Annotated in this window: 11 protein-coding genes and 3 pseudogenes; 11 read left to right on the top strand and 3 right to left on the bottom strand. The window is 73.6% G+C overall.

The annotated features are described in order from the left end of the window. Window positions 1-37: 37 nt before the first annotated feature. Window positions 38-814, top strand: a pseudogene (locus tag KBZ10_RS18035) (class I SAM-dependent methyltransferase); the annotation flags it as partial. A 174-nt stretch (window positions 815-988) separates the two neighbouring features. Here KBZ10_RS18035 and KBZ10_RS18040 read toward each other — a convergent pair. Then, window positions 989-1,807 (bottom strand): MerR family transcriptional regulator, encoded by an 819-nt coding sequence (locus KBZ10_RS18040; RefSeq protein WP_210988684.1) that lies wholly within the window; start codon window positions 1,805-1,807, stop codon window positions 989-991. A 486-nt stretch (window positions 1,808-2,293) separates the two neighbouring features. Here KBZ10_RS18040 and KBZ10_RS18045 point away from each other — a divergent pair, with 486 nt between their 5' ends. From KBZ10_RS18045 to KBZ10_RS18055, 3 genes are read left to right on the top strand one after another with little or no spacing between them, the layout of a single operon-like run. Then, entirely contained in the window at window positions 2,294-3,898 is a 1,605-nt protein-coding gene (locus KBZ10_RS18045; RefSeq protein ID WP_210988663.1) for an NAD(P)/FAD-dependent oxidoreductase, read from the top strand. After that, complete coding sequence (locus tag KBZ10_RS18050; RefSeq protein WP_210988664.1) at window positions 3,895-4,866, top strand: alpha/beta fold hydrolase; 972 nt, start codon at window positions 3,895-3,897, stop codon at window positions 4,864-4,866. The genes KBZ10_RS18045 and KBZ10_RS18050 overlap by 4 nt, the downstream gene beginning before the upstream one ends. Continuing rightward, a complete protein-coding gene (locus tag KBZ10_RS18055) occupies window positions 4,863-5,765 on the top strand; it encodes an SDR family oxidoreductase (protein ID WP_210988665.1) in 903 nt (300 codons plus the stop codon). Before KBZ10_RS18050 ends, KBZ10_RS18055 begins: the two co-directional genes overlap by 4 nt. Before the next feature lie 161 nt (window positions 5,766-5,926). On the opposite strand, the gene KBZ10_RS18060 is transcribed toward KBZ10_RS18055, so the two are convergent. Both KBZ10_RS18060 and KBZ10_RS18065 read right to left on the bottom strand, forming a co-directional pair. Beyond that, window positions 5,927-6,280, bottom strand: coding sequence for a hypothetical protein (locus KBZ10_RS18060; RefSeq protein ID WP_210988666.1), 354 nt, complete (start codon window positions 6,278-6,280; stop codon window positions 5,927-5,929). A 24-nt stretch (window positions 6,281-6,304) separates the two neighbouring features. Continuing rightward, a complete protein-coding gene (locus KBZ10_RS18065) occupies window positions 6,305-9,793 on the bottom strand; it encodes a S41 family peptidase (protein ID WP_210988685.1) in 3,489 nt (1,162 codons plus the stop codon). A 234-nt stretch (window positions 9,794-10,027) separates the two neighbouring features. Here KBZ10_RS18065 and KBZ10_RS18070 point away from each other — a divergent pair, with 234 nt between their 5' ends. The 7 genes and pseudogenes from KBZ10_RS18070 to KBZ10_RS18100 form a co-directional block, all read left to right on the top strand. Continuing rightward, the gene (locus KBZ10_RS18070; RefSeq protein WP_210988667.1) at window positions 10,028-10,627 is read left to right on the top strand and encodes a TetR/AcrR family transcriptional regulator; all 600 of its coding nucleotides are present in this window, start codon (window positions 10,028-10,030) and stop codon (window positions 10,625-10,627) included. Window positions 10,628-10,998: 371 nt separating this feature from the next. Next, complete coding sequence (locus KBZ10_RS18075) at window positions 10,999-13,392, top strand: MMPL family transporter (RefSeq protein ID WP_210988668.1); 2,394 nt, start codon at window positions 10,999-11,001, stop codon at window positions 13,390-13,392. Between the two features lie 352 nt (window positions 13,393-13,744). Then, window positions 13,745-14,961 (top strand): annotated as a pseudogene (locus KBZ10_RS18080) (energy-coupling factor ABC transporter permease). Between the two features lie 2 nt (window positions 14,962-14,963). Next, the gene (cbiQ, locus tag KBZ10_RS18085) at window positions 14,964-15,725 is read left to right on the top strand and encodes a cobalt ECF transporter T component CbiQ (protein WP_210988669.1); all 762 of its coding nucleotides are present in this window, start codon (window positions 14,964-14,966) and stop codon (window positions 15,723-15,725) included. A gap of 85 nt (window positions 15,726-15,810) precedes the next feature. Next, window positions 15,811-16,632, top strand: coding sequence for an energy-coupling factor ABC transporter ATP-binding protein (locus tag KBZ10_RS18090; protein ID WP_374223369.1), 822 nt, complete (start codon window positions 15,811-15,813; stop codon window positions 16,630-16,632). 148 nt (window positions 16,633-16,780) lie between these two features. Continuing rightward, window positions 16,781-17,971: a serine hydrolase domain-containing protein gene (locus KBZ10_RS18095; protein WP_307847495.1), complete on the top strand. Its 1,191-nt coding sequence runs from the start codon at window positions 16,781-16,783 to the stop codon at window positions 17,969-17,971. 902 nt (window positions 17,972-18,873) lie between these two features. Next, a pseudogene (locus KBZ10_RS18100) lies at window positions 18,874-19,133 on the top strand (hypothetical protein); the annotation flags it as partial.

The following is a 19,133-nucleotide window of genomic DNA, read 5'->3' on the forward strand; positions in this document are numbered from 1 at the left end:
GAGGTCGTTCCGGCCCGGCGGGAAGGGAAGGAGAGCCATGCCCCGCAAGAAGCTCACTGCCAGGCGGCACACTCTCGGTCACCGAGTCCGTTACGCGCTGCGCCACCCGGCCCGGGTGCCCCGGTACGCGGTCCGGGCGGGCCGGGACGCCTGGCTGCGCCTCCGCTCGCCCGACCACATCGCGTACTACCGCGCGGTGATGCGCTCGGACACGGCCGCCAGTCCGGACGCCGCCGTCGGCAGCCGCACCCACGAGCGCTGGCTGGCGCTGGGGGCGATGCAGTTCGACTACCTGGCAGCGCACGGTCTGCGGCCCGAGCACCGGATGCTGGAGATCGGCTGCGGGAATCTGCGGGGTGGCTGGCGTTTCATCGACCACCTGGACCCCGGCCACTACTACGGCATCGACATCTCCCCGGACATCCTCTTCGCCGCCCAGGACACCCTTGTCCGCTGCGGGCTGCGCGAGAAGCTGCCGACACTGACGCCGGTGCGCGATCTGACCTTCTCCTTCCTGCCCGACGCGCACTTCGACGTGGTGCACGCGCACAGCGTGTTCTCGCACTCCCCGCTGTCCGTGATCGAGGAGTGCTTCGCGCATGTCGGGCGGATCCTGGCTCCCGGCGGCTGGTTCGACTTCACGTTCGACCGCACGGAGGCGGAGGAACACCACGTCCTGCACGAGGACTTCTACTACCGGACCGGGACACTGACCGCCTTGGCGGAGAAGCACGGCCTGGCGGCCCGGTTCATGGACGACTGGGAGGAGCTGCCGCACGGGCAGTCGAAGATCCGGGTCACACATGGTTCCGCGGCGGCGGGGGCTCCGCTGGCGGTGGAGGGCCCGGCCGCGGCCGGGCGCTCCGGCGGGACGGAGGACGCCGGGCGGTCCGCGGCGTCCGGCACCTCCGAGACGCCGGGGCCGTCCGGCGGGCCCGATGACGGGGAGGCGCTGAGCGGGGCCGCCCCGGCCTGATCCCGGTGGGCGTTACGGGGTGCCCGGCGCGTCCGCGCCGCCCGGCCGGTCCTTTCCGCCCGGCCCGCCGGTGCCGTCCGGTCCGGGCGTGCGGGCTGTGCGCCAGTCCTCCAGTTCGGCCTTGATCCGGCGTTCCATCGCCATCGCGAGCTCCGCGTCCACGACGACCTTCGCGATGGGCCGCAGCCGTTCCACGGTCCCGGTGATCCGCCCCACCTCGGCTGTGCTGAGCGGCCGTGCGGTGTCGGTGTCGGTGCCGGTGCCGGTGCCGGTGTGGTCGAGGAGGCCGGAGAGGACGTGGGTGCGGAAGAGGCCGGTGAACACCTCGGCGAGCGCTTCGGCGTGTCCCCGTACCTCCCGGGCGGCGGCGAGGACGGACGCGAGCGGCACCCCCTCGTCGACGAGTGCGCTGGAGGCCTCCAGCAGGCGGCGGCTGACGTGCACCACCTCGTCGCCGTCCAGGGCGACATAGCCCAGGTCCAGGGTGGCCTGGAGGTTCTCGGTGGTGACGTCGTCCTCGAAGTGGTCGGCCAGTTCCTCCGGGGAGAGCCGGACCGGGGTCTCCTCGGACCAGGGGACGCTCAATCCGCCCTCCAGGCACAGCAGTTCGCGCACGTCCCGGCCGCTCTCGAAGGCCGCGAGCAGATCGGCGATGCCGCCCAGGGTGTGGCCGCGGTCGAGCAGGGCGGCGATGGTCCGCAGCCGTGCCAGGTGGTGCTCGTTGTACCAGGCGATACGGCCCTCGCGGCGCGGTGGCGGCAGCAGCCTGCGCTCGCGGTAGAAGCGCAGGGTGCGGACGGGCACGCCGGCCTCGGCGGCCAGTTCCTCCATGCGGTATTCGCGGGGTGAGCCCTCCCCGCGGGTGTCTCCGGCGCGGCCGCCCTGCCCGGGGCCGCCCGTCCCTTCCGCCCCGTTCAACTGCTCCGCCCCGCTCGCCCCCTCCGGTTCCCTGTCCGCTTCCGCCGTCCGGCCGGGCCCGGTCTTCCGGGCCCGCTCCGCGGCGCTCTGCGCTTCCTCATTCGCCACACCGGAAGCCTAAGGGCTGTCCCGTGGTCCCCGGCGGGCGCGCGGCGCGGGCTGGTGCTGTGGCGGGGAGGGTTTGCCGGGAAGCTCGCGGCGTCCGGTGCGGTGCACCGTCAGGCGGAGTGCCGCCGGCGTGCTGGAAGTACGCGGGTGGTGCGGCAGCTGGTGCAACCGCCGGTAACTTCTTTTCGCCCACCCCCTACCCACCGGTACGTTCCTGCTCTACTCTCCAAACCGTGCCAGTGATTGCTGGCGCGATTGCCCGGTGATGGACAGCGGTTCTGGAGGCCGAGTATGGCGGAGCGGATACAGGAGCACGGGCCTCAGCACGTACGAGTGGCGGTGATCGGCTCCGGGTTCGGCGGGCTCGGAGCCGCCGTCCGGCTCCGCCGCGCGGGAGTCACCGACTTCACCGTGCTGGAGCGGTCGGACTCGGTCGGCGGTACCTGGCGGGACAACAGCTACCCCGGCTGCGCCTGCGACGTCCCCTCCCACCTCTACTCCTTCTCCTTCGCGCCCAACCCCGACTGGCCCCGCAACTTCTCCGGCCAGCCGCACATCCGCGCCTACCTGGAACGGGTCACCGACACCTTCGGCCTGCGTCCCCACATCCGCTTCAACAGCGAGGTGCTGAGCGCCCGCTGGAACACCGAGCGGCTGCACTGGGAGATCGGGACGGCGAGCGGGCCGCTCACCGCCGATGTCGTCATCTCGGCGACCGGGCCGCTCTCCGATCCCCGCGTTCCGGACGTCCCCGGCCTGGACACCTTCCCCGGCAGGGTCTTCCACTCCGCGCAGTGGGACCACACCTACGACATCCGCGGCAAGCGGGTCGCGATGATCGGCACCGGCGCCTCCGCCATCCAGATCGTGCCGGCCATCCAGCCGGACGTGGAGCGGCTCACCCTCTTCCAGCGGACGCCGCCGTGGGTCATGCAGCGCATGGACCGCAGGATCAGCGGCATCGAACGCCGGCTGCACAGCCTGCTGCCGGTCACCGCCACCCTCCGCCGCGGACTGCTGTGGAGCGTCCGCGAGCTCCAGGTCCAGGCGTTCACCAAGCGGCCCCAGCAGCTCGGCCTGGTCGAGAAGCTCGCCAAGGCCCATATGCACAAGGCGATCAAGGACAAGGAGCTGCGGGCCAAGCTCACCCCGGACTACCGGATCGGCTGCAAGCGCATCCTGCTGTCGAACACCTACTATCCGGCGCTGGCCCAGCCCAATGTCGACCTCGTCGCCTCCGGCCTCCAGGAGGTCCGCGGCTCGACCCTCGTCGCCGCCGACGGGACCGAGTCCGAGGCGGACGCGATCGTCTTCGGTACCGGCTTCCGCGTCACCGACATGCCGATCGCCGAACGGGTCACCGGCGCCGGCGGCCGCACCCTCGCCGAGGAGTGGAAGGGCGGGATGGCGGCCCTCCGGGGCAGCAGCGTCCCCGGCTTCCCCAACTTCCTGATGATCATCGGGCCCAACACCGGCCTCGGCAACAGCTCGATGATCCTCATGATCGAGTCCCAGCTGAACTACGCCATGGACCACATCCGCCGACTCGACGCCCTCGGCGGCAGCGCCGCCCTGGACGCCCGCCCCGAGGCCACCGACGCCTGGACCGAGAAGGTGCAGCAGCGGATGAAGCGCACCGTCTGGAACACCGGCGGCTGCACCAGCTGGTACCTCGACGCGCGCGGCAACAACACCACCGTCTGGCCCGGCACCACCGGTGAGTTCCGCAAGGCCACCCGGCGCCTGGACCCCGCCGAGTACGAGGTGCTGCGCGCCCCCGCCCGTACCGGGCCCGGGCCCCGCCCGGCCCCCGCAACCGCCGCGGCTGCCGCCGCACCCACCGCCGCCACCCCCACCGCACCCACCACCCAGCCCCCAGGGGAGACCGCCGCATGAGCCGTACCACCCAGAGCCCCGGCGGACGGTACGCACCGCTCGCCGCCGTCCGCGAGCTGACCGTCACCTCCGCCGACGGCTCCCGCGTCCACACCGAGATCCACGGCCCCGAGAAGGCGCCGGCCGTCGTCCTCGTGCACGGCTGGACCTGCTCCACCGCCTTCTGGTCCGCGGTCGTCCGCGAACTCGCCGCCGATCACCGCGTGATCGCCTACGACCAGCGCGGCCACGGCCGCAGTCCGGTCCCCGGCCCCGGCGGCTACAGCACCACCGCCCTCGCCGACGACCTGGAGGCCGTGCTCGCCGCCACCCTCGCCCCCGGGGAACGCGCCGTCATAGCCGGGCACTCCATGGGCGGCATGACGGTGATGGCCGCCGCCGGCCGGCCGTTCCTCACCGAACGCGCCGCCGCCGCCCTGCTGTGCAACACCGGAAGCTCCCGGCTCGTCGCCGAGTCCGTCGTGCTGCCGCTGCGCGCCGGCCGGATACGGACGGCGATCCAGCGCGCGGTGCTGGCCTCCAGTGCCCCCCTCGGCCCGGTCAACGGAATGTCCCGCAAGATCCTTCAGTACGCCACCATGGGCCCCCGCGCCACCCGGGAGCAGGTGCAGGCCTGCGCCGAGATCGTGCACGCCTGCCCGCGCAAGGTCCGGGCCGGCTGGGCCACCGAGGTCCTCGCGATCCTGGACCTGGACGCGGGCCTCGGCGGGCTCACCATGCCGACCGCCGTCATCACCGGCAGCGCGGACCGGCTCACCCCGCCCGTCCTGTCACAGCGGATCATCGACGCCCTGCCGAACAGCGCCGGCCTCACCACCCTCGACGGCAAGGGCCACATGACACCGATCGAGGCACCCGACGAGGTCGGTTCCGTGATCCGCGGGCTGGTCCGGGACCACCTCCCGGGCCACAGCGCACCGGGCGGCGGACCCGCCACCGGAGAACTCGTCGGGGAGGAATCGGCATGAGCGGCGGACGGGGCAAGCGGAAGCTCGCGGGACAGGTCGTCGTCGTCACGGGCGCCGCGCGCGGCGTCGGTGAACTGCTGGCCCGCAAACTCGCGGCCCGCGGCGCCAAGGTCGCCCTGCTCGGGCTGGAGCCGGAACGGCTCGCGAAGGTGTCGGACGACATCCCGGGCGAAACCGGCCACTGGCACGTCGACGTGACCGACTTCGAGGCGATGGACCGGGTGGCCCGGGAGGTCGGGGAACGGTTCGGGCGGATCGACGCCGTCGTCGCCAACGCCGGTGTGGCGGCCGGCGGGCCGTTCACGGACTCCGACGCCGTCTCCTGGAACCGGGTGATCCAGGTCAACCTGATGGGCAGCGCCACCACCGCGCGCGCCTTCCTGCCCGCTCTGACGGAGAACCGCGGCTATCTGCTCCAGATCGCCTCGCTCGCCGCCATCACCCCGGCCCCCATGATGTCGGCGTACTGCGCGTCCAAGTCCGGTGTCGAGGCCTTCGCCCACTGCCTGCGGGCCGAAGCCGGCTACAAGGGCGTCAAGGTCGGGGTGGGCTACCTCAGCTGGACCGACACCGACATGGTGCGTGGCGCCGACGAGGACGAGGTGATGCGGGAGCTGCGCTCCCGGCTGCCCTGGCCGACCAACCGCACCTACCCCCTGGAGCCGGCCGTCGACCGGATCGTGGCCGGCATCGAACGCCGCTCGGCCCACGTCTACGCCCAGTGGTGGCTGCGCGGCATGCAGTCCATCCGCGGCTACCTCCCGGGCCTCATCGGAACGGTCGGGCAGCGCGAGATGCGCCGCGCGGAGCCCAGGCTGAGCACGGCGGGCGTGACCCGGGGGCTCGTCGGCGCCGGCGGTGCCGCGGACGAACTGGCCCGCGGGGAACGCGCGGGGTAGCGGACGGCGGGATCGGCGGGACGGCGGGACGCCGGAACCGGTGCGGCCGGCCGCACCGGCACCCGCCCATGAACGGGGGCGCACTCGGGCGGGGGTGCGCCCCCTCCGCGGAGGCGGCGGCCATCCCTCCCGGAGGGGGGCGCCCCGCCGTGTGCCGCGTCTCAGATGCCCATGTCCTCCACATCGCTCATGTCCGCCCGTCCCGTTCTGGCCACCTGCTCCTCCCGGGCCTCCTTCGCCCGCCGGGCCTGCCGGGCCTTCTCCTGCGCGTTGCCGCTCCGGGTGCCCCCGCCGAACTCCTGGAGTTTGTTGCGCTCCCGGGGGGTCTCCTCCCGCCCCTCCTTTCCTTCTTCCCGTCCGCCGTCCGGTCCCCGTTCTCCCGGCCGCCCCGGTTCCCGGCCGCTCCGCCGGCCCGGCCGTCCGCGCCGGTCCCGCGGCTCGTCCCGTGCTTCCTCGCGGCGAGGTTTCCGTGCCGCCTCGCGCGCCTTCTCCTGGAACTCGTCCCGGACACCCATCCTCGGTTCTCCCTTCCCTCACCCTCACCGTCGTCGGCCCGTCGGTCGGTCCGTCCCCGCGCCCGTACCTACCCCGTCCGTCCCCGCGCGCGGTGGCAGTGGCGGGCGGGCGCGGCCGGGGATGTCCGAGTGGTCCGGCGGGCTCGCCGGCGGTTGCTGCTCCAGCAGTTCGAGGGCGAGGTGCACGGCGTCGTCGAACTGCTTGTGGCGGCCTTCCGCCCAGTCGAGTGGGGTGCGGTCCACTTCGATGTCCGGTTCCACGCCGTGGTTCTCGACGCCCCAGCCGTAGCCCTCGAACCATGCCGCGTTCATGGGCACGGTGATGACGGTGCCGTCCACGAGGCGGTGCCGGCCGGTCATCCCGACCACACCGCCCCAGGTGCGCAGGCCCACCACCGGTCCCAGGCCGAGCAGTTTGAAGGCGGCGGTGATCATGTCGCCGTCGGAGGAGGTCATCTCGTCCGCGAGGGCGACGATCGGCCCGCGCGGGGCGTTCGAGGCGTACGAGATCGGCTGGGCGTCCCGGGTGAGATCCCAGCCGAGGATCGTGCGGGTCAGCTTCTCGACGACCAGTTCGCTGATGTTGCCGCCCGCGTTGCCCCGGACGTCCACGATGAGGGCCGGCCGGGCCATCTCCATCCGCAGGTCCCGGTTGAACTGGGCCCACCCGGAGCCGCCCATGTCGGGGATGTGCAGATAGCCGCAGCGGCCGCCGCTCAACTCGTGGACCACCGCCCGGCGTTTGGCCACCCAGTCCTGGTAGCGCAGTGGCCGCTCGTCGATGAGCGGCACGATGGCGACCCGCCGGGAGGGGCCGGGTGGTGTCTCCGGGGCTTCCTCCGTCTCCTGTGTCTCCTCCGTCTCCTCCGTCTCCTGCGCATCCCCGGCCGCTCCGCCGCGCGTGCCCGCCTCCGGCTGCACGGCCGTCTCCCCGTTCCCGCTCCGCTCGGTGGCCGGTGGCGCGAAGGTGAGCTCGACGGTGGTGCCCCCCGCCGCCGCCAGCAGCGGGTACGGCCCCGTCACCGGGTCCACCGGCCGGCCGTCGACCTGTGTGAGCACCGAGCCCTCCAGCACTCCGGAGCCGGCGAGGGGCGAGCGGGCCCGGGAGTCCGAGGACTCGCCGGGCAGGATCCTGCCCACCACCCAGCGGCCGTCCGGGGTGCGGTGGAAGTCGGCGCCGAGCAGGCCGATCGCGCGCTGGTAGTGCGGCGGGCCCTCGTTGCGCCGGGCGGGGGCCACATAGGCGTGCGACGTGCCCAGCTCGCCCATGACCTCCCGCAGGAGGTCGGCGAACTCGTCGGGGGAGGCGACCCGTTCCACCAGCGGGCGGTACTGCTCCAGCACCGCGTCCCAGTCGATGCCGCACATCCCCGGATCCCAGAAGTACGACCGGACGATCCGGCCCGCCTCCGCGTACGCCTGCCGCCACTCGGCCTCGGGGTCCGCCTCGTGCATGATCCGGCGGAGGTCGAGATGGACGGTGGTGTCCGGGTCGGGCAGGTCGTTCGACGGCACGGCGCGCAGATCGCCCTCGTCGTTGATCACCAGCCGGGTGCCGTCCCCGCTGACCTCGAAGGAGTCCAGGTGGACGGCGAGTTCGGTGCGCTTGGCCTTCGCCAGGTCGAAGTGTTCGAGCGTCGGGCGCCCGGTCATGTCGGCCGGGTTGGCGAAGGTCTCGCCGAGCGCCCCGGAGATGGGCCACCGCAGCCACACCAGTCCGCCGCCCGCCACCGGCCGCAGCGAGGAGTACTTGGAGGCGGCGACGGGGAAGGGTGTCACCCGGCTCGCCAGCCCGTTCACCTCGACGAAGACCGAGCCGTCGCCCTCCGTGTCCTCCGCGTCCAGCCCGCCGGCCGCCGTCCGCCCCTCCGCCGACAGGGCGAAGGGGGAGGGGGTGGAGGACGCCAGCGGCAGCAGGTAGGGGCGGCAGCCGAGCGGGAACGACAGATCGCCGGTGTGCACGTCGTACACCGGGTCGAAGCCGCGCCAGGAGAGGAAGGCCAGGTAGCGGCCGTCGCGGGTGAAGACCGGCTGCTCGTCCTCGAAGCGGCCGTCGGTGACGTCGAGGATCAGCCGGTCGACGAGCCGGGCCAGCTTGATCTGCCGCAGTGAGCGGCCGATGCCCGGGTGTGACCAGGTGATCCAGTCCGAGTCGGGGGAGAAGGCCAGGTCGCGCACGGGGCCGTTGACCGACTGGATCAGTTCCACGGTCTCCCCCCGGCCCTCCGGCAGCGCGTCGGCGATCAGCAGCCGGCCGTCGTGCGTGGCGATGGCCAGGAGCTCGCCGTCGGGGGAGGAGACCAGTTCGTGCACCCGCCCGATCCGGCCGCTCGCGATCCGCCGGCTGTCGCGTCCGCCGCTGGCCCGGGGCAGGTGGGCGATCTCGATGGCGTCCTCGCCCTCGGCGTCCGTCACGTACGCCACGCGTCCGGTGGCGCCGAGGATCTCCGGCATCCGGATGCGCACCCCGGGCACGTCGGTGATCGTCCGGGCCGGACCGTCCCGGTGGGTCAGCCAGTACAGGCTGCCGCGGACGCAGACGGCGCTGGCCCGGCCGGTGCTGTCGACGGAGAGGGACTGGACGTTCGCGGCGGCGGGCACCTGGTAGCGGCGGCGGCCGGCGCGCGGTGCGCCCAGACGCACCGGCAGCTTCCGCGGGACGCCGTCCGGGCCGAAGTCCTCGGCCAGCCAGAGGTCCCCCGCGCACTGGTAGACCACCCGGGATCCGTCGGTGGAGGCGTGGCGGGCGTAGAAGTCGGCGTGGTCGGTGTGGCGGCGCAGGTCGGAGCCGTCGGGCCGGCAGGAGTAGAGGTTGCCGGTCCCCTCGTGGTCGGAGAGGAAGGCGATCCGGTCACCGACGAACATGGGGCAGTCCAGATGGCCGTCGAGGCCGGGCAGCAGCCGCTCGCCGTCGAGGAACAGCCGTCCGGTGGCGCCGCCGCGGTAGCGCTTCCAGGCGGCGGGCTCGTGCGGGGGCTTGCCCGTGAGGAGGAGAGTGCGGCGCTCGCTCCCGGTGCCGGTGCAGGCGATGTGGGAGACCGGGCCCCAGGGCAGCCGGTCGCCGGGACTGCCGTCGGTCGGCACCCGGTAGGCCCAGGAGAAGTACGAGAACGGCTGCCCGTGCGAGGCCACGGCGAGGACGGTGCCGTCGGGGCTCCAGCCGCAGACCCGGGTGTCGGTGCTGCCCCAGTAGCTGAGCCGGCGGGCGGGGCCGCCGGACACCGGGACCAGATGGATCTCCGGATCCAGGCTCCGCCAGGTGGTGAAGGCGATCCGGCTGCCGTCGGGGGAGAAACGGGGGTGGCCGGTCCGGGTCCGGTCGACGGTCAGCCGCCAGGCGCGGTGGTCGGGTTCGGTGCCGGTGCCGGTGCCGGTGCCGGTGCCGGTGCCGTTGGTGCCGTCGCCCGGCGCCGGGAGCCGGGCGAGCCACAGATCGTCCTCGGCGGCGAAGCAGAGCAGATCGCCGTGGAGGTGGGGAAACCGGAGATACGCGCCATCGGTCACCTTCTCCATGGTTCGGGGCCGGGCGGGGGGCGGCAACTCGTGGCGGCGGAGGGTCCCGGCGTCCCGGGCCGGGGCCGCGTCCCGGGCCACGGCCGCCGTGATGCGCGGCACACATCGAAACGTTGTCGTTTCGTTCGGGAGGGACCTAGGATCAGCGGTACGAAACCGTTTCGTTCAAATGGCTGGTTCGCCCGGCCGTTCGGGTGACCGGCGCACGCCGCCGGTTCCGTCGAGGAGGTCCGAATGCCCACCGAGGAGGCCGCACAGCCCGCACGCCGTACCCGGCTCACCCCGGAGCGCGAGTCCGAGCTGTACGGCGCCGTCCTCGACCTGCTGCGCGAGGTCGGCTACGACGCGCTGACCATGGACGCCGTCGCGAGCCGCACCAGGTCCAGCAAGGCCACCCTCTACCGCCAGTGGAAGGGCAAACCGGAACTGGTCGTCTCCGCCCTGCGGCACGCGGCCCCCGTCGACCTGCGGCGGTTCGACACCGGATCGCTCCGCGGCGACATGCAGGCCATCGCCCGGCACGTGGACGACGGCCAGTGCGTCAAGGACGCCGAGCTGCTGAGCGCCCTCGGGCACGCCGTGCACCGGAACGCCGACCTCCACCAGGCCCTGCGGGAGCTGCTCATCGAGCCCGAGGTCCAGGCGCTCGACCAGGTGCTCCAGCGGGCCGTGGACCGGGGCGAGCTGGCCGCCGGCTGCCCGGCCCGGACCTATGTGCCGCACATGCTCATCGGCGGGCTCGTCACCCGCTTCCTCATCGAGGGGGTGTACGCCGACTCGGACTTCCTCGTCGAGTACGTCGACTCCGTCATCCTTCCCGCCCTCGGCGTGTAGCCCGGTCCCGGCCTCCGCCCGCGGAGGCCACTCCGCAACAGAGACCTCGACAACAGAAGAAGCACAGGCACCCGGCGTGCGGCGCCTCCGACCGCCACGGGGCGGGCTTCGCACGGCCTTCCGCGAGCCCCCGGGCCACGGCCCCGGACGGCCCGCGACCAGGGGCGCCGGGCTCCGGGCTCCGGGATCCCGGTTCCGGATCCGGCCCCGGGGCCCGGGATCCCGCCGCGCGCATGCGGAGGCCCGCCGGGGGCCCGGCCGCGGCCCGTTCCCGGCCGCACCCGCCGCACCGGCGGGGTGCCACGCCACCCCGTTCTCCAGCACGTTCCTTGTCCCCTACGACCACCGACCCGACGGGAGCACCACTTCTCGTGGCCACTTTCCTCTACCGAATCGGCCGGCTCGCCTTCCGGCGACGCCGGCTCGTCACCCTCATATGGGCAGCCCTGCTGGCCGGCGTCGGCGTCGCCGCGGCGACCGCTCCCGGCCCCGCCGGCAACTCGTTCTCGATCCCCGGCACCGAGGCGCAGCGTGCCTTCGACGTACTGGAGGAACGCTTCCCCGGGACCGCCGCCGACGGTGCCACGGCCCGCGTCGTGTTCCGCGCGCCGGACGGTGAGAAGATCACCGACCCGGAGAACAAGGCGGCGGTGCTGGACGTCGTCGGCGAGCTCGCCGACGGCGGACAGGTCGCCGGCGCCCCCGACCCGTTCCGGGCCAAGGCCGTCAGCAAGGACGGCACGACCGCTTACAGCCAGGTCTCCTACGAGGTCAACTCCTTCGAACTGACCGAGACATCGCGGGAGGAACTGCAGGCCGCCGCCGAGAACGGCCGCGAGCTGGGCCTCACGGTGGAGACCGGCGGCGACGCCCTCCAGGCCGTTCCGGAGACCGGAAGCGGCGAGATCATCGGCGTCGTCGTCTCCGCGATCGTGCTCGCGATCACCTTCGGTTCGCTGATCGCGGCCGGCATGCCACTGATCACCGCCCTGATCGGGGTCGGCGTCGGGGTCGGCACCATCACCGCGCTCGGCAGCGTGCTGGATCTGTCCAGCACCACCTCGATCCTCGCCACGATGATCGGCCTCGCCGTGGGCATCGACTACGCGCTGTTCATCGTCTCCCGCTACCGAGCCGAACTGGTGGACGGCCGTGATCCGGCCGACGCCGCGGGCCGCGCCGTCGGCACCGCGGGCTCGGCGGTCGTCTTCGCCGGGCTGACCGTCGTCATCGCCCTGGCCGGACTCTCCGTCGTCAACATCCCGCTGCTCACCAAGATGGGCCTGGCGGCGGCCGGTACGGTCGTCGTCGCCGTCCTCGTCGCCCTCACCCTGATCCCGGCCGTGCTGGGCTTCGCGGGCGACCGGGCGCTGGGCCGCAGGGCCCGCAAGGTCCGCAAGGCCGGCACGTCGGCGGCCGAGGCGGGGAGCGGCACCCCGGAGGGTTCCGCGAAGCCGGCGGCCGGCGCTCCGGCCAAGCCGAACATGGGCACGCGCTGGGCGCGGTTCGTCCTGCGCCGCCCGGCCGTCGTCCTCCTCGTCGGCGTGGCCGGCCTCGGTGCCCTCGCGGTGCCGGCGACGGAGCTGAGCCTCGGCCTGCCGGACGACGGCAGCCAGCCGACGAGCACCACGCAGCGCAAGGCGTACGACATGCTCTCCGAGGGCTTCGGCCCCGGCTTCAACGGGCCGCTCGTGATCGTCGTGGACGCGGACGGCAGCGACGACCCGAAGGCGGCGGTGGAGCGGGTCACCGATCGGGTCTCCGGTCTGGACGGCATCGCGACCGTCACCCCGGCGCAGTTCAACAAGGCCGGGGACACGGCCATGTTCAGCGTCGTCCCGGCCTCGGAGCCGACCGGCGCCGAGACCGAGGAACTCGTCGCGGACATCCGGGCGGAATCCGGCGACCTGCGGGCCGACACGGGTGCGCGGACCCTGGTCACCGGCACCACCGCGATGAACATCGACGTCTCGCAGAAGCTCAACGACGCCCTGCTGCCCTATCTGGCCCTGGTCGTCGGGCTCGCCTTCCTGCTGCTGACGGTCGTCTTCCGGTCCCTCCTCGTCCCGCTCAAGGCGGCGCTCGGCTTCCTGCTGTCCGTGGTGGCCGCGCTCGGTGCGGTGGTGGCCGTCTTCCAGTGGGGATGGCTCGGCGGGTTGTTCGGCGTCGAGGAGACCGGTCCGATCATGAGCATGATGCCGATCTTCATGGTCGGCGTGGTGTTCGGCCTGGCGATGGACTACGAGGTGTTCCTGGTGACCCGGATGCGCGAGGCCCATGTCCACGGGGAGAGCCCGCACGAGGCCGTGGTCACCGGCTTCCGGCACGGAGCCCGGGTGGTCACCGCGGCCGCGGTCATCATGATCAGCGTCTTCGCCGGCTTCATCGGCTCCTCCGACTCGATGATCAAGATGATCGGCTTCGGCCTCGCGGTCGCCGTGCTGTTCGACGCCTTCATCGTGCGCATGGCCATCGTCCCGGCCGTCCTCGGTCTGCTCGGCAAGGCGGCCTGGTGGCTGCCGCGGCCCCTGGACCGGCTGCTGCCGAACGTCGACGTGGACGGCGACGGACTCCAGCGCGAGCTGGATCTGCACGAGTCCGCCGCGTCCGGACCGGCCGGCGAGGCCGGTGACAGCGGTGACGCCAACGCCGGCGGTGTCACCAACGCCGGCGGTGACACCAACGCCGACGGTGACGCCAACGCCGACGGTGACGGCGCCGGGCGGCGTGCCGGGCAGGCATCCGGAGCGGGCCGCGCCGGCTAGACCGCGGTGCGGTGCGGCGGTCGGGCCCCCGGCCGCCGCCCGGACCACCCGTACTCCGGTGTCCCGGTCCCAGCGGAGCCGGGAGACCGGACGGCGCCGCCCCGTGGGGACGGGGCGCGGCGCCGGTGGAGCCCCCGGTGGCATCAGCCGTCCTTTCGGACGCCACCGGGGGCTTCGGCATGCCCCCGCCGGGCTTCCGCCCTCCATGCGGCGCCGGGCGCGGCGGTGCGGCCGGGTGTCGTCCGCGGTGGCCGAGAACCGAAACCGGGACGCTCTTGCAAAGCATATGCAAGTGCCCATTACTCTTGAGAGGTCGAACAAGCAGGCCGCCGAGCAGAGCGGAGCCACAACCATGCACGTCCCCGACGGGTTCTTCGACGCACCCGTGTCCGTGGCCACCGGAGCCGTCGCCGCAGCCGCGGTGGCGGTCGGTCTGCGCGGCGCCCGGCGCGAACTCGACGAGCGCACCGCGCCCCTGGCCGGGCTCGTCGCCGCCTTCGTCTTCGCCGTCCAGATGCTCAACTTCCCGGTCGCGGCCGGCACCAGCGGCCATCTGCTCGGCGGGGCGCTCGCCGCCATCCTCGTCGGCCCCTACACCGGCGTCCTCTGCATCTCCGTGGTCCTGCTCATGCAGGGAGTCCTCTTCGCCGACGGCGGCCTCACCGCGTTGGGCGTCAACATCACCACCATGGCCGTGGTGGGCGTGCCCGTCGCCTACGCCGTCTTCCGCGGGCTGGTGCGACTGCTGCCCAGGGCCCGGACCTCCGTCACCGCCGCCTCCTTCCTGGCCGCGTTGCTCTCCGTACCGGCCGCCGCTGCCGCCTTCACCGGTCTCTACGCCCTCGGAGGCACCACCGACGTGGCGCTCGGCACGGTCTTCGCGGCCATGGTCGGCGTCCACACGCTCATCGGCATCGGCGAGGGCGTCATCACCGCGCTGACCATCGGCGCGGTCATCGCCGTCCGGCCCGACCTCGTGTACGGCGCCCGGGGCCTCGGGCCGCATCTGCGTCTTCTCACCGCCGGCCCGGCGGCCGCACCCGCCCGCCCGCGTCCGGCCGGCGGCACCCCCGGCACCGGCGGCACATCCGATTCCGGCGGTACCGCCGCCCGGAGCACCGACAACAAGGAGGCGACCGCCTGATGTCCGCCGCCACCCGCCCCAAGGGCCCGCGCACCCGGCTGCTGTGGATCACCGGCGTCCTGATCACCCTGCTGCTCGCCGGGGTCGTCAGCTACTACGCCTCGGCCAGTCCCGACGGTCTGGAGAAGGTCGCCGCCGACCACGGCATCGACAAGACGGTCGAGGACCACGCGGCCGAGGACTCCCCGCTCGCCGACTACCAGGCGCGCGACATCGTCGATCCCCGCCTCTCCGGCGGACTGGCCGGTGTCATCGGAGTCGGCGCCACCCTCGCCCTCGGCACGGGCCTCTTCTGGCTCGTCCGCCGCCGCCCGCAGGACGCCCGCCCGCAGGACGCGCCGGATGCGGGCGCCCGCCCGGAGGACGAGCCGCAGGACGCCCGCCGCGAGGCCCCCCGCACCGCCACCACCCAGGGCGAGCGTTAGCCGTGGGCGCGGGTCATGCCCACAAGCTCTACCGGCACGGCCACTCGGCCGTGCACCGGCTGCCACCGCAGTGCAAGATCACCGCGGCCTTCGGCTTCGTCCTCGTGGTGGTCGCCACTCCCCGCGAGGTCTTCTGGGCCTTCGGCGTGTACGCACTGCTGCTCGCCGCGACCGCGGCGGCGGCCCGCGTCCCGGCGGGCTTCCTGCTGAAGCGGATGCTGGTCGAGGTGCCGTTCGTCGCGTTCGCCGTCCTGATGCCGTTCGCCGCCGAGGGAGAGCGCACCGTGGTGCTCGGTCTGCCGCTCTCCGTCCCCGGACTCTGGGGGGCCTGGAACATCCTGGTCAAGGGCACGCTCGGGGTTGCCGCCTCCGTGCTGCTCGCCTCCACCACCGAGCTGCGTGAACTGCTCCTCGGACTGCAGCGGCTGCGGATGCCGCCGATGCTCGTCCAGATCGCCTCCTTCATGATCCGCTACGGCGATGTGATCACCGACGAGATGCGCAGGATGCGCATCGCCCGGCTCTCACGCGGCTTCGAGGCGCGCGGCATCCGCCACTGGGGCGTGCTGGCCAAGTCCGCCGGGGCGCTGTTCATCCGCTCCTACGAGCGGGGCGAACGCGTCCATCTGGCGATGGTGAGCCGGGGATACACCGGGACGATGCCCGTGATCGACGAGGCGACCGCCACCCGGACGCAGTGGGCCCGCGCGGCCGTGCTGCCCGCCGCCGCGCTGGCCGTGTGCCTGGCGGGGTGGACGCTGTGACCGCCCCCGCCCCCGCCCCTGCTTTCGTCCCCGCGCCCCTCCCCGCCCCCGCCTCGCCACCCGCTCCGGCGGCCGGCCCGATGGAATGGACCCCGTGACCCCCTCCCCGGCCTCAGCCTCCTCCACCGCCCACGGCCCGGAAGGCGTCCCCTCGCTGGAGATCGCCGGCCTCGCCTACGCCTACCCCGACGGCCACCAGGCGCTCTTCGGCGTCGATCTGGCCGTCGGACGCGGTGAGCGCGTCGCCCTGCTCGGCCCGAACGGCGCCGGCAAGACCACCCTCGTCCTCCACCTGAACGGCATCCTCGGCGCCGGCACGGGAACGGGGGCCGGCACCGTACGCGTGGCGGGGCTGCCCGTCGCGAAGAAGAACCTGGCCGAGGTCCGCCGCCGGGTCGGCATCGTCTTCCAGGACCCGGACGACCAGCTGTTCATGCCCACGGTCCGCGAGGACGTCGCCTTTGGCCCGGCCGCTGCCGGACTGCGCGGTGAGGAACTGGAGAAGACGGTCGCCCGCGCCCTGGACCGGGTCGGCATGGCGGGCTACGCGGACCGGCCGCCGCACCATCTGTCGTTCGGCCAGCGCCGCCGGGTCGCCGTCGCCACCGTCCTGGCCATGGAACCGGAGATCCTCGTCCTGGACGAGCCCTCCTCCAATCTCGATCCGGCTTCGCGCCGGGAACTCGCCGATGTGCTGAGGTCCCTGGACGTGACCGTGCTCATGGTCACCCACGATCTGCCGTACGCCCTGGAGCTCTGCCCGCGCTCCGTCGTGCTCAGCGGCGGGGTCATCGCCGCCGACGGCCGGACCCGGGAACTCCTGGCGGACGAGGAGCTGATGCGTGCGCACCGGCTGGAACTGCCCTTCGGCTTCGACCCGTCCTCGGTGACCGTGCCGGCACCGTAGCGGCCGCGTCCCGGCCCGCACCGTCCGCGCACCGTCCGCGGACCGCCCCGCCACCGGGGCCGACGACCGGACCCGCCGAGCGGACAGTGCGGCATACCAGGCACTATGGATGGCCGGTGACGGAACGGGCAACGGGAGATGCAGCACAGTGGTGGACGTCCACGGCACGGTGGCGGACGGCTTCGAGCCGGTCCGGGACGCCTTCGTCCGCAACTTCGAGGAGCGCGGCGAACGCGGAGCGGCGGTCGCCGTGCACCGGGACGGGCAGAAGGTCGTCGACCTCTGGGCCGGAACGGCCGACCCGTACGGAACCGAGCCCTGGGCCGCGGAGACCGCTCAGATCGTGCGGTCCGTCACCAAGGGCGTCGCCGCCGCCGTACCGCTCCTGCTGCAGCAGCGCGGACAGCTCGACCTGGACGCGCCGCTCGGCACCTACTGGCCCGAGTTCAAGACCGCCGGCAAGGAACGCGTGCTCGTACGGCATCTGCTCAACCACCGCGCCGGGGTGCCCGCCCTGGACACCCCGCTCACCCCCGCGCAGGCGCTCGACGGCGTGAGCGGACCGGAGGCACTGGCCGCCCAGGCGCCCGCCTGGGAGCCCGGCACGGCGCACGGCTACCACGCCATGACGTATGGCTGGCTGCTGGCGGAGCTGGTCCGCCGGGTCGGCGGCCGCTCCATCGGGCGCTGGATCGCCGAGGAGATCGCCGCCCCCCTCGGACTCGAGCTGTGGCTGGGGCTGCCGGCCGGGCAGCAGGACCGGGTGGGACGGATCGCGGAGGTCCGGGCCCCCGAGAGGCCGGCCGCGGCGGGGCTCCGCGTCCGGCCCAAGCGGTCCGTCACCGACGCCTACGACGACCCGGGCTCCCTGACGCGGCGGGCCTTCGCCGCCGTCGCCCCGCTGCCGGACGAGAACGACCCGGCCTACCGTGCCGCCGAACTCCCCGCCTCCGGCGGTATCGCCACCGCGCGGGCGCTCTCCCGCTTCTACGCGGCCCTGATCGGCCCGGTGGCGGACGGGCACCGGCTCTTCGTCCCGGCGACCCTCGCCCAGGCCCGTACGGAGGAGTCCGCCGGGCCGGACCGCGTCCTGGTCGTCGACACCCGCTTCGGGCTCGGCTACATGCTCCACGGCCCGGCCTGCCCACTGCTGTCCCGGGGCTCCTTCGGCCACCCGGGCCGCGGCGGCTCCCTGGCCTTCGCGGATCCCGAAGCGGGAATCGGCTTCGGCTATGTGACGAACGGTCTCCAGAAGAGTGTGACGGCGGATACCAGGGCCCAGGCGCTGGTGCGCGCGCTCCGGGGCTGCCTGCGGGCGGACCGGGCGCCGGGCCCATGAGTGGCGCGGTGTCCGGGGTCGGGGCGGCTGACGTGAACCGCGACGCGGGTGTTGGTGCGGGAGCGGTAGCGGGTGCGGGAGCGGTGCCGGGGCGGCTGCTGGGGCCGGGACGGGGGCGGGGCCGGGGCCGGTCGCCGGGGGCGGGACGAGGTCGCGACGGGGCCGGGCGAGGGAGCCGTGGCGCTGGGCGGCGGGCTTGGAACCGAGGGGGCCCAGGCGGGCTGGGCCGGTTGGGCTGAGGCCGGTTGGGCTGAGGCCGGCTGAGGCGGAGGCGGGCAGCCGGAAGTGAGAGCCGTTCGTTGCCGCCCTGAAGGTTACGACCCGGGTGGGCGGCGCGGTGGTGGTGGCGGGTGGGGTGCGGGCTGTCCGTGGTTGTCGTGGTGGGGGTTACGGCATCCGGGTCGGGGGGTGGCCCGGGGTCGGTCGTCTATCCGGGGCCGTGCGTGCCCGGGGTCGGCTGGAAAGGCGTTGGCGTGGCTGGTGCCGGTGGGGGTGCGCGGAAGCACACGCGCGCCAGTGCTCGTCGGCCGTCCCGCCGTTGTGGCGGGCTGTCGGTGGTGGCGGTCGCGGTGGGCTGCCGGTGGTGCCGGTGGCGTCGGTGGCGTCGGTGGTGTCGTTGAAGAGGTGGCGGTGGCGGCGTTCATGTCGGTGGCGGCAGTGTCAGTGGCAGTGGCGGCGGTGGCGGCGGGCTGTCGGTGGTGGCGGGCTGGTGGCGGTGGTGGTGGTGTGCGGTGTGCGGTGTGGGCCAAGGGTGGAGTTCCCGGGTCCGTTTTCGGTCACTCGTTCGGGTGGTTCCGGGTCTCGGACCTGGATCCATTACCGTCCGTGACGGAGAATAGGGGTAGGAACTCCCGTCACGGGGGCGTGAGTTCATCGGGCGTCCGAGCGGACGGGGGGGCATCATGCAGGCCACATTGCTCGACCACGGCGAGACCGGCACCGCCACCGATCCCGCCACCGATTCCACCACCGACCCCACCATGGACCCGGCCAGGGTGACGGTCGGTGACTCCACCGGTGGTGCCGGGGCGGGGGCGCCGGTGTCGGCGGATGAGTGGGCGGCGTATCTGGCGGGAGTGGTGCCGGGGCCGCAGACGGCGGCGATGCTGGGGTTGCTGGAGCGTGGGGCGTTGTCCCGGGCGGGGCGGATCGACGCGTTGAA

The sequence above is a fragment of the Streptomyces sp. F63 genome (assembly GCF_018070345.1).
Classification (GTDB): Bacteria; Actinomycetota; Actinomycetes; order Streptomycetales; family Streptomycetaceae; genus Streptomyces.

Excerpts from the sequence above, each read along its gene's own strand:
- KBZ10_RS18055 (WP_210988665.1), top strand. The coding sequence starts at position 4,863 with ATGAGCGGCGGACGGGGCAAGCGGAAGCTCGCGGGACAGGTCGTCGTC.
- KBZ10_RS18060 (WP_210988666.1), bottom strand. The coding sequence starts at position 6,280 with ATGGGTGTCCGGGACGAGTTCCAGGAGAAGGCGCGCGAGGCGGCACGG.
- KBZ10_RS18065 (WP_210988685.1), bottom strand. The coding sequence starts at position 9,793 with ATGGAGAAGGTGACCGATGGCGCGTATCTCCGGTTTCCCCACCTCCAC.
- KBZ10_RS18045 (WP_210988663.1), top strand. The coding sequence starts at position 2,294 with ATGGCGGAGCGGATACAGGAGCACGGGCCTCAGCACGTACGAGTGGCG.
- KBZ10_RS18040 (WP_210988684.1), bottom strand. The coding sequence starts at position 1,807 with ATGGAGGAACTGGCCGCCGAGGCCGGCGTGCCCGTCCGCACCCTGCGC.
- KBZ10_RS18090 (WP_374223369.1), top strand. The coding sequence starts at position 15,811 with ATGGACCCCGTGACCCCCTCCCCGGCCTCAGCCTCCTCCACCGCCCAC.
- KBZ10_RS18070 (WP_210988667.1), top strand. The coding sequence starts at position 10,028 with ATGCCCACCGAGGAGGCCGCACAGCCCGCACGCCGTACCCGGCTCACC.
- KBZ10_RS18050 (WP_210988664.1), top strand. The coding sequence starts at position 3,895 with ATGAGCCGTACCACCCAGAGCCCCGGCGGACGGTACGCACCGCTCGCC.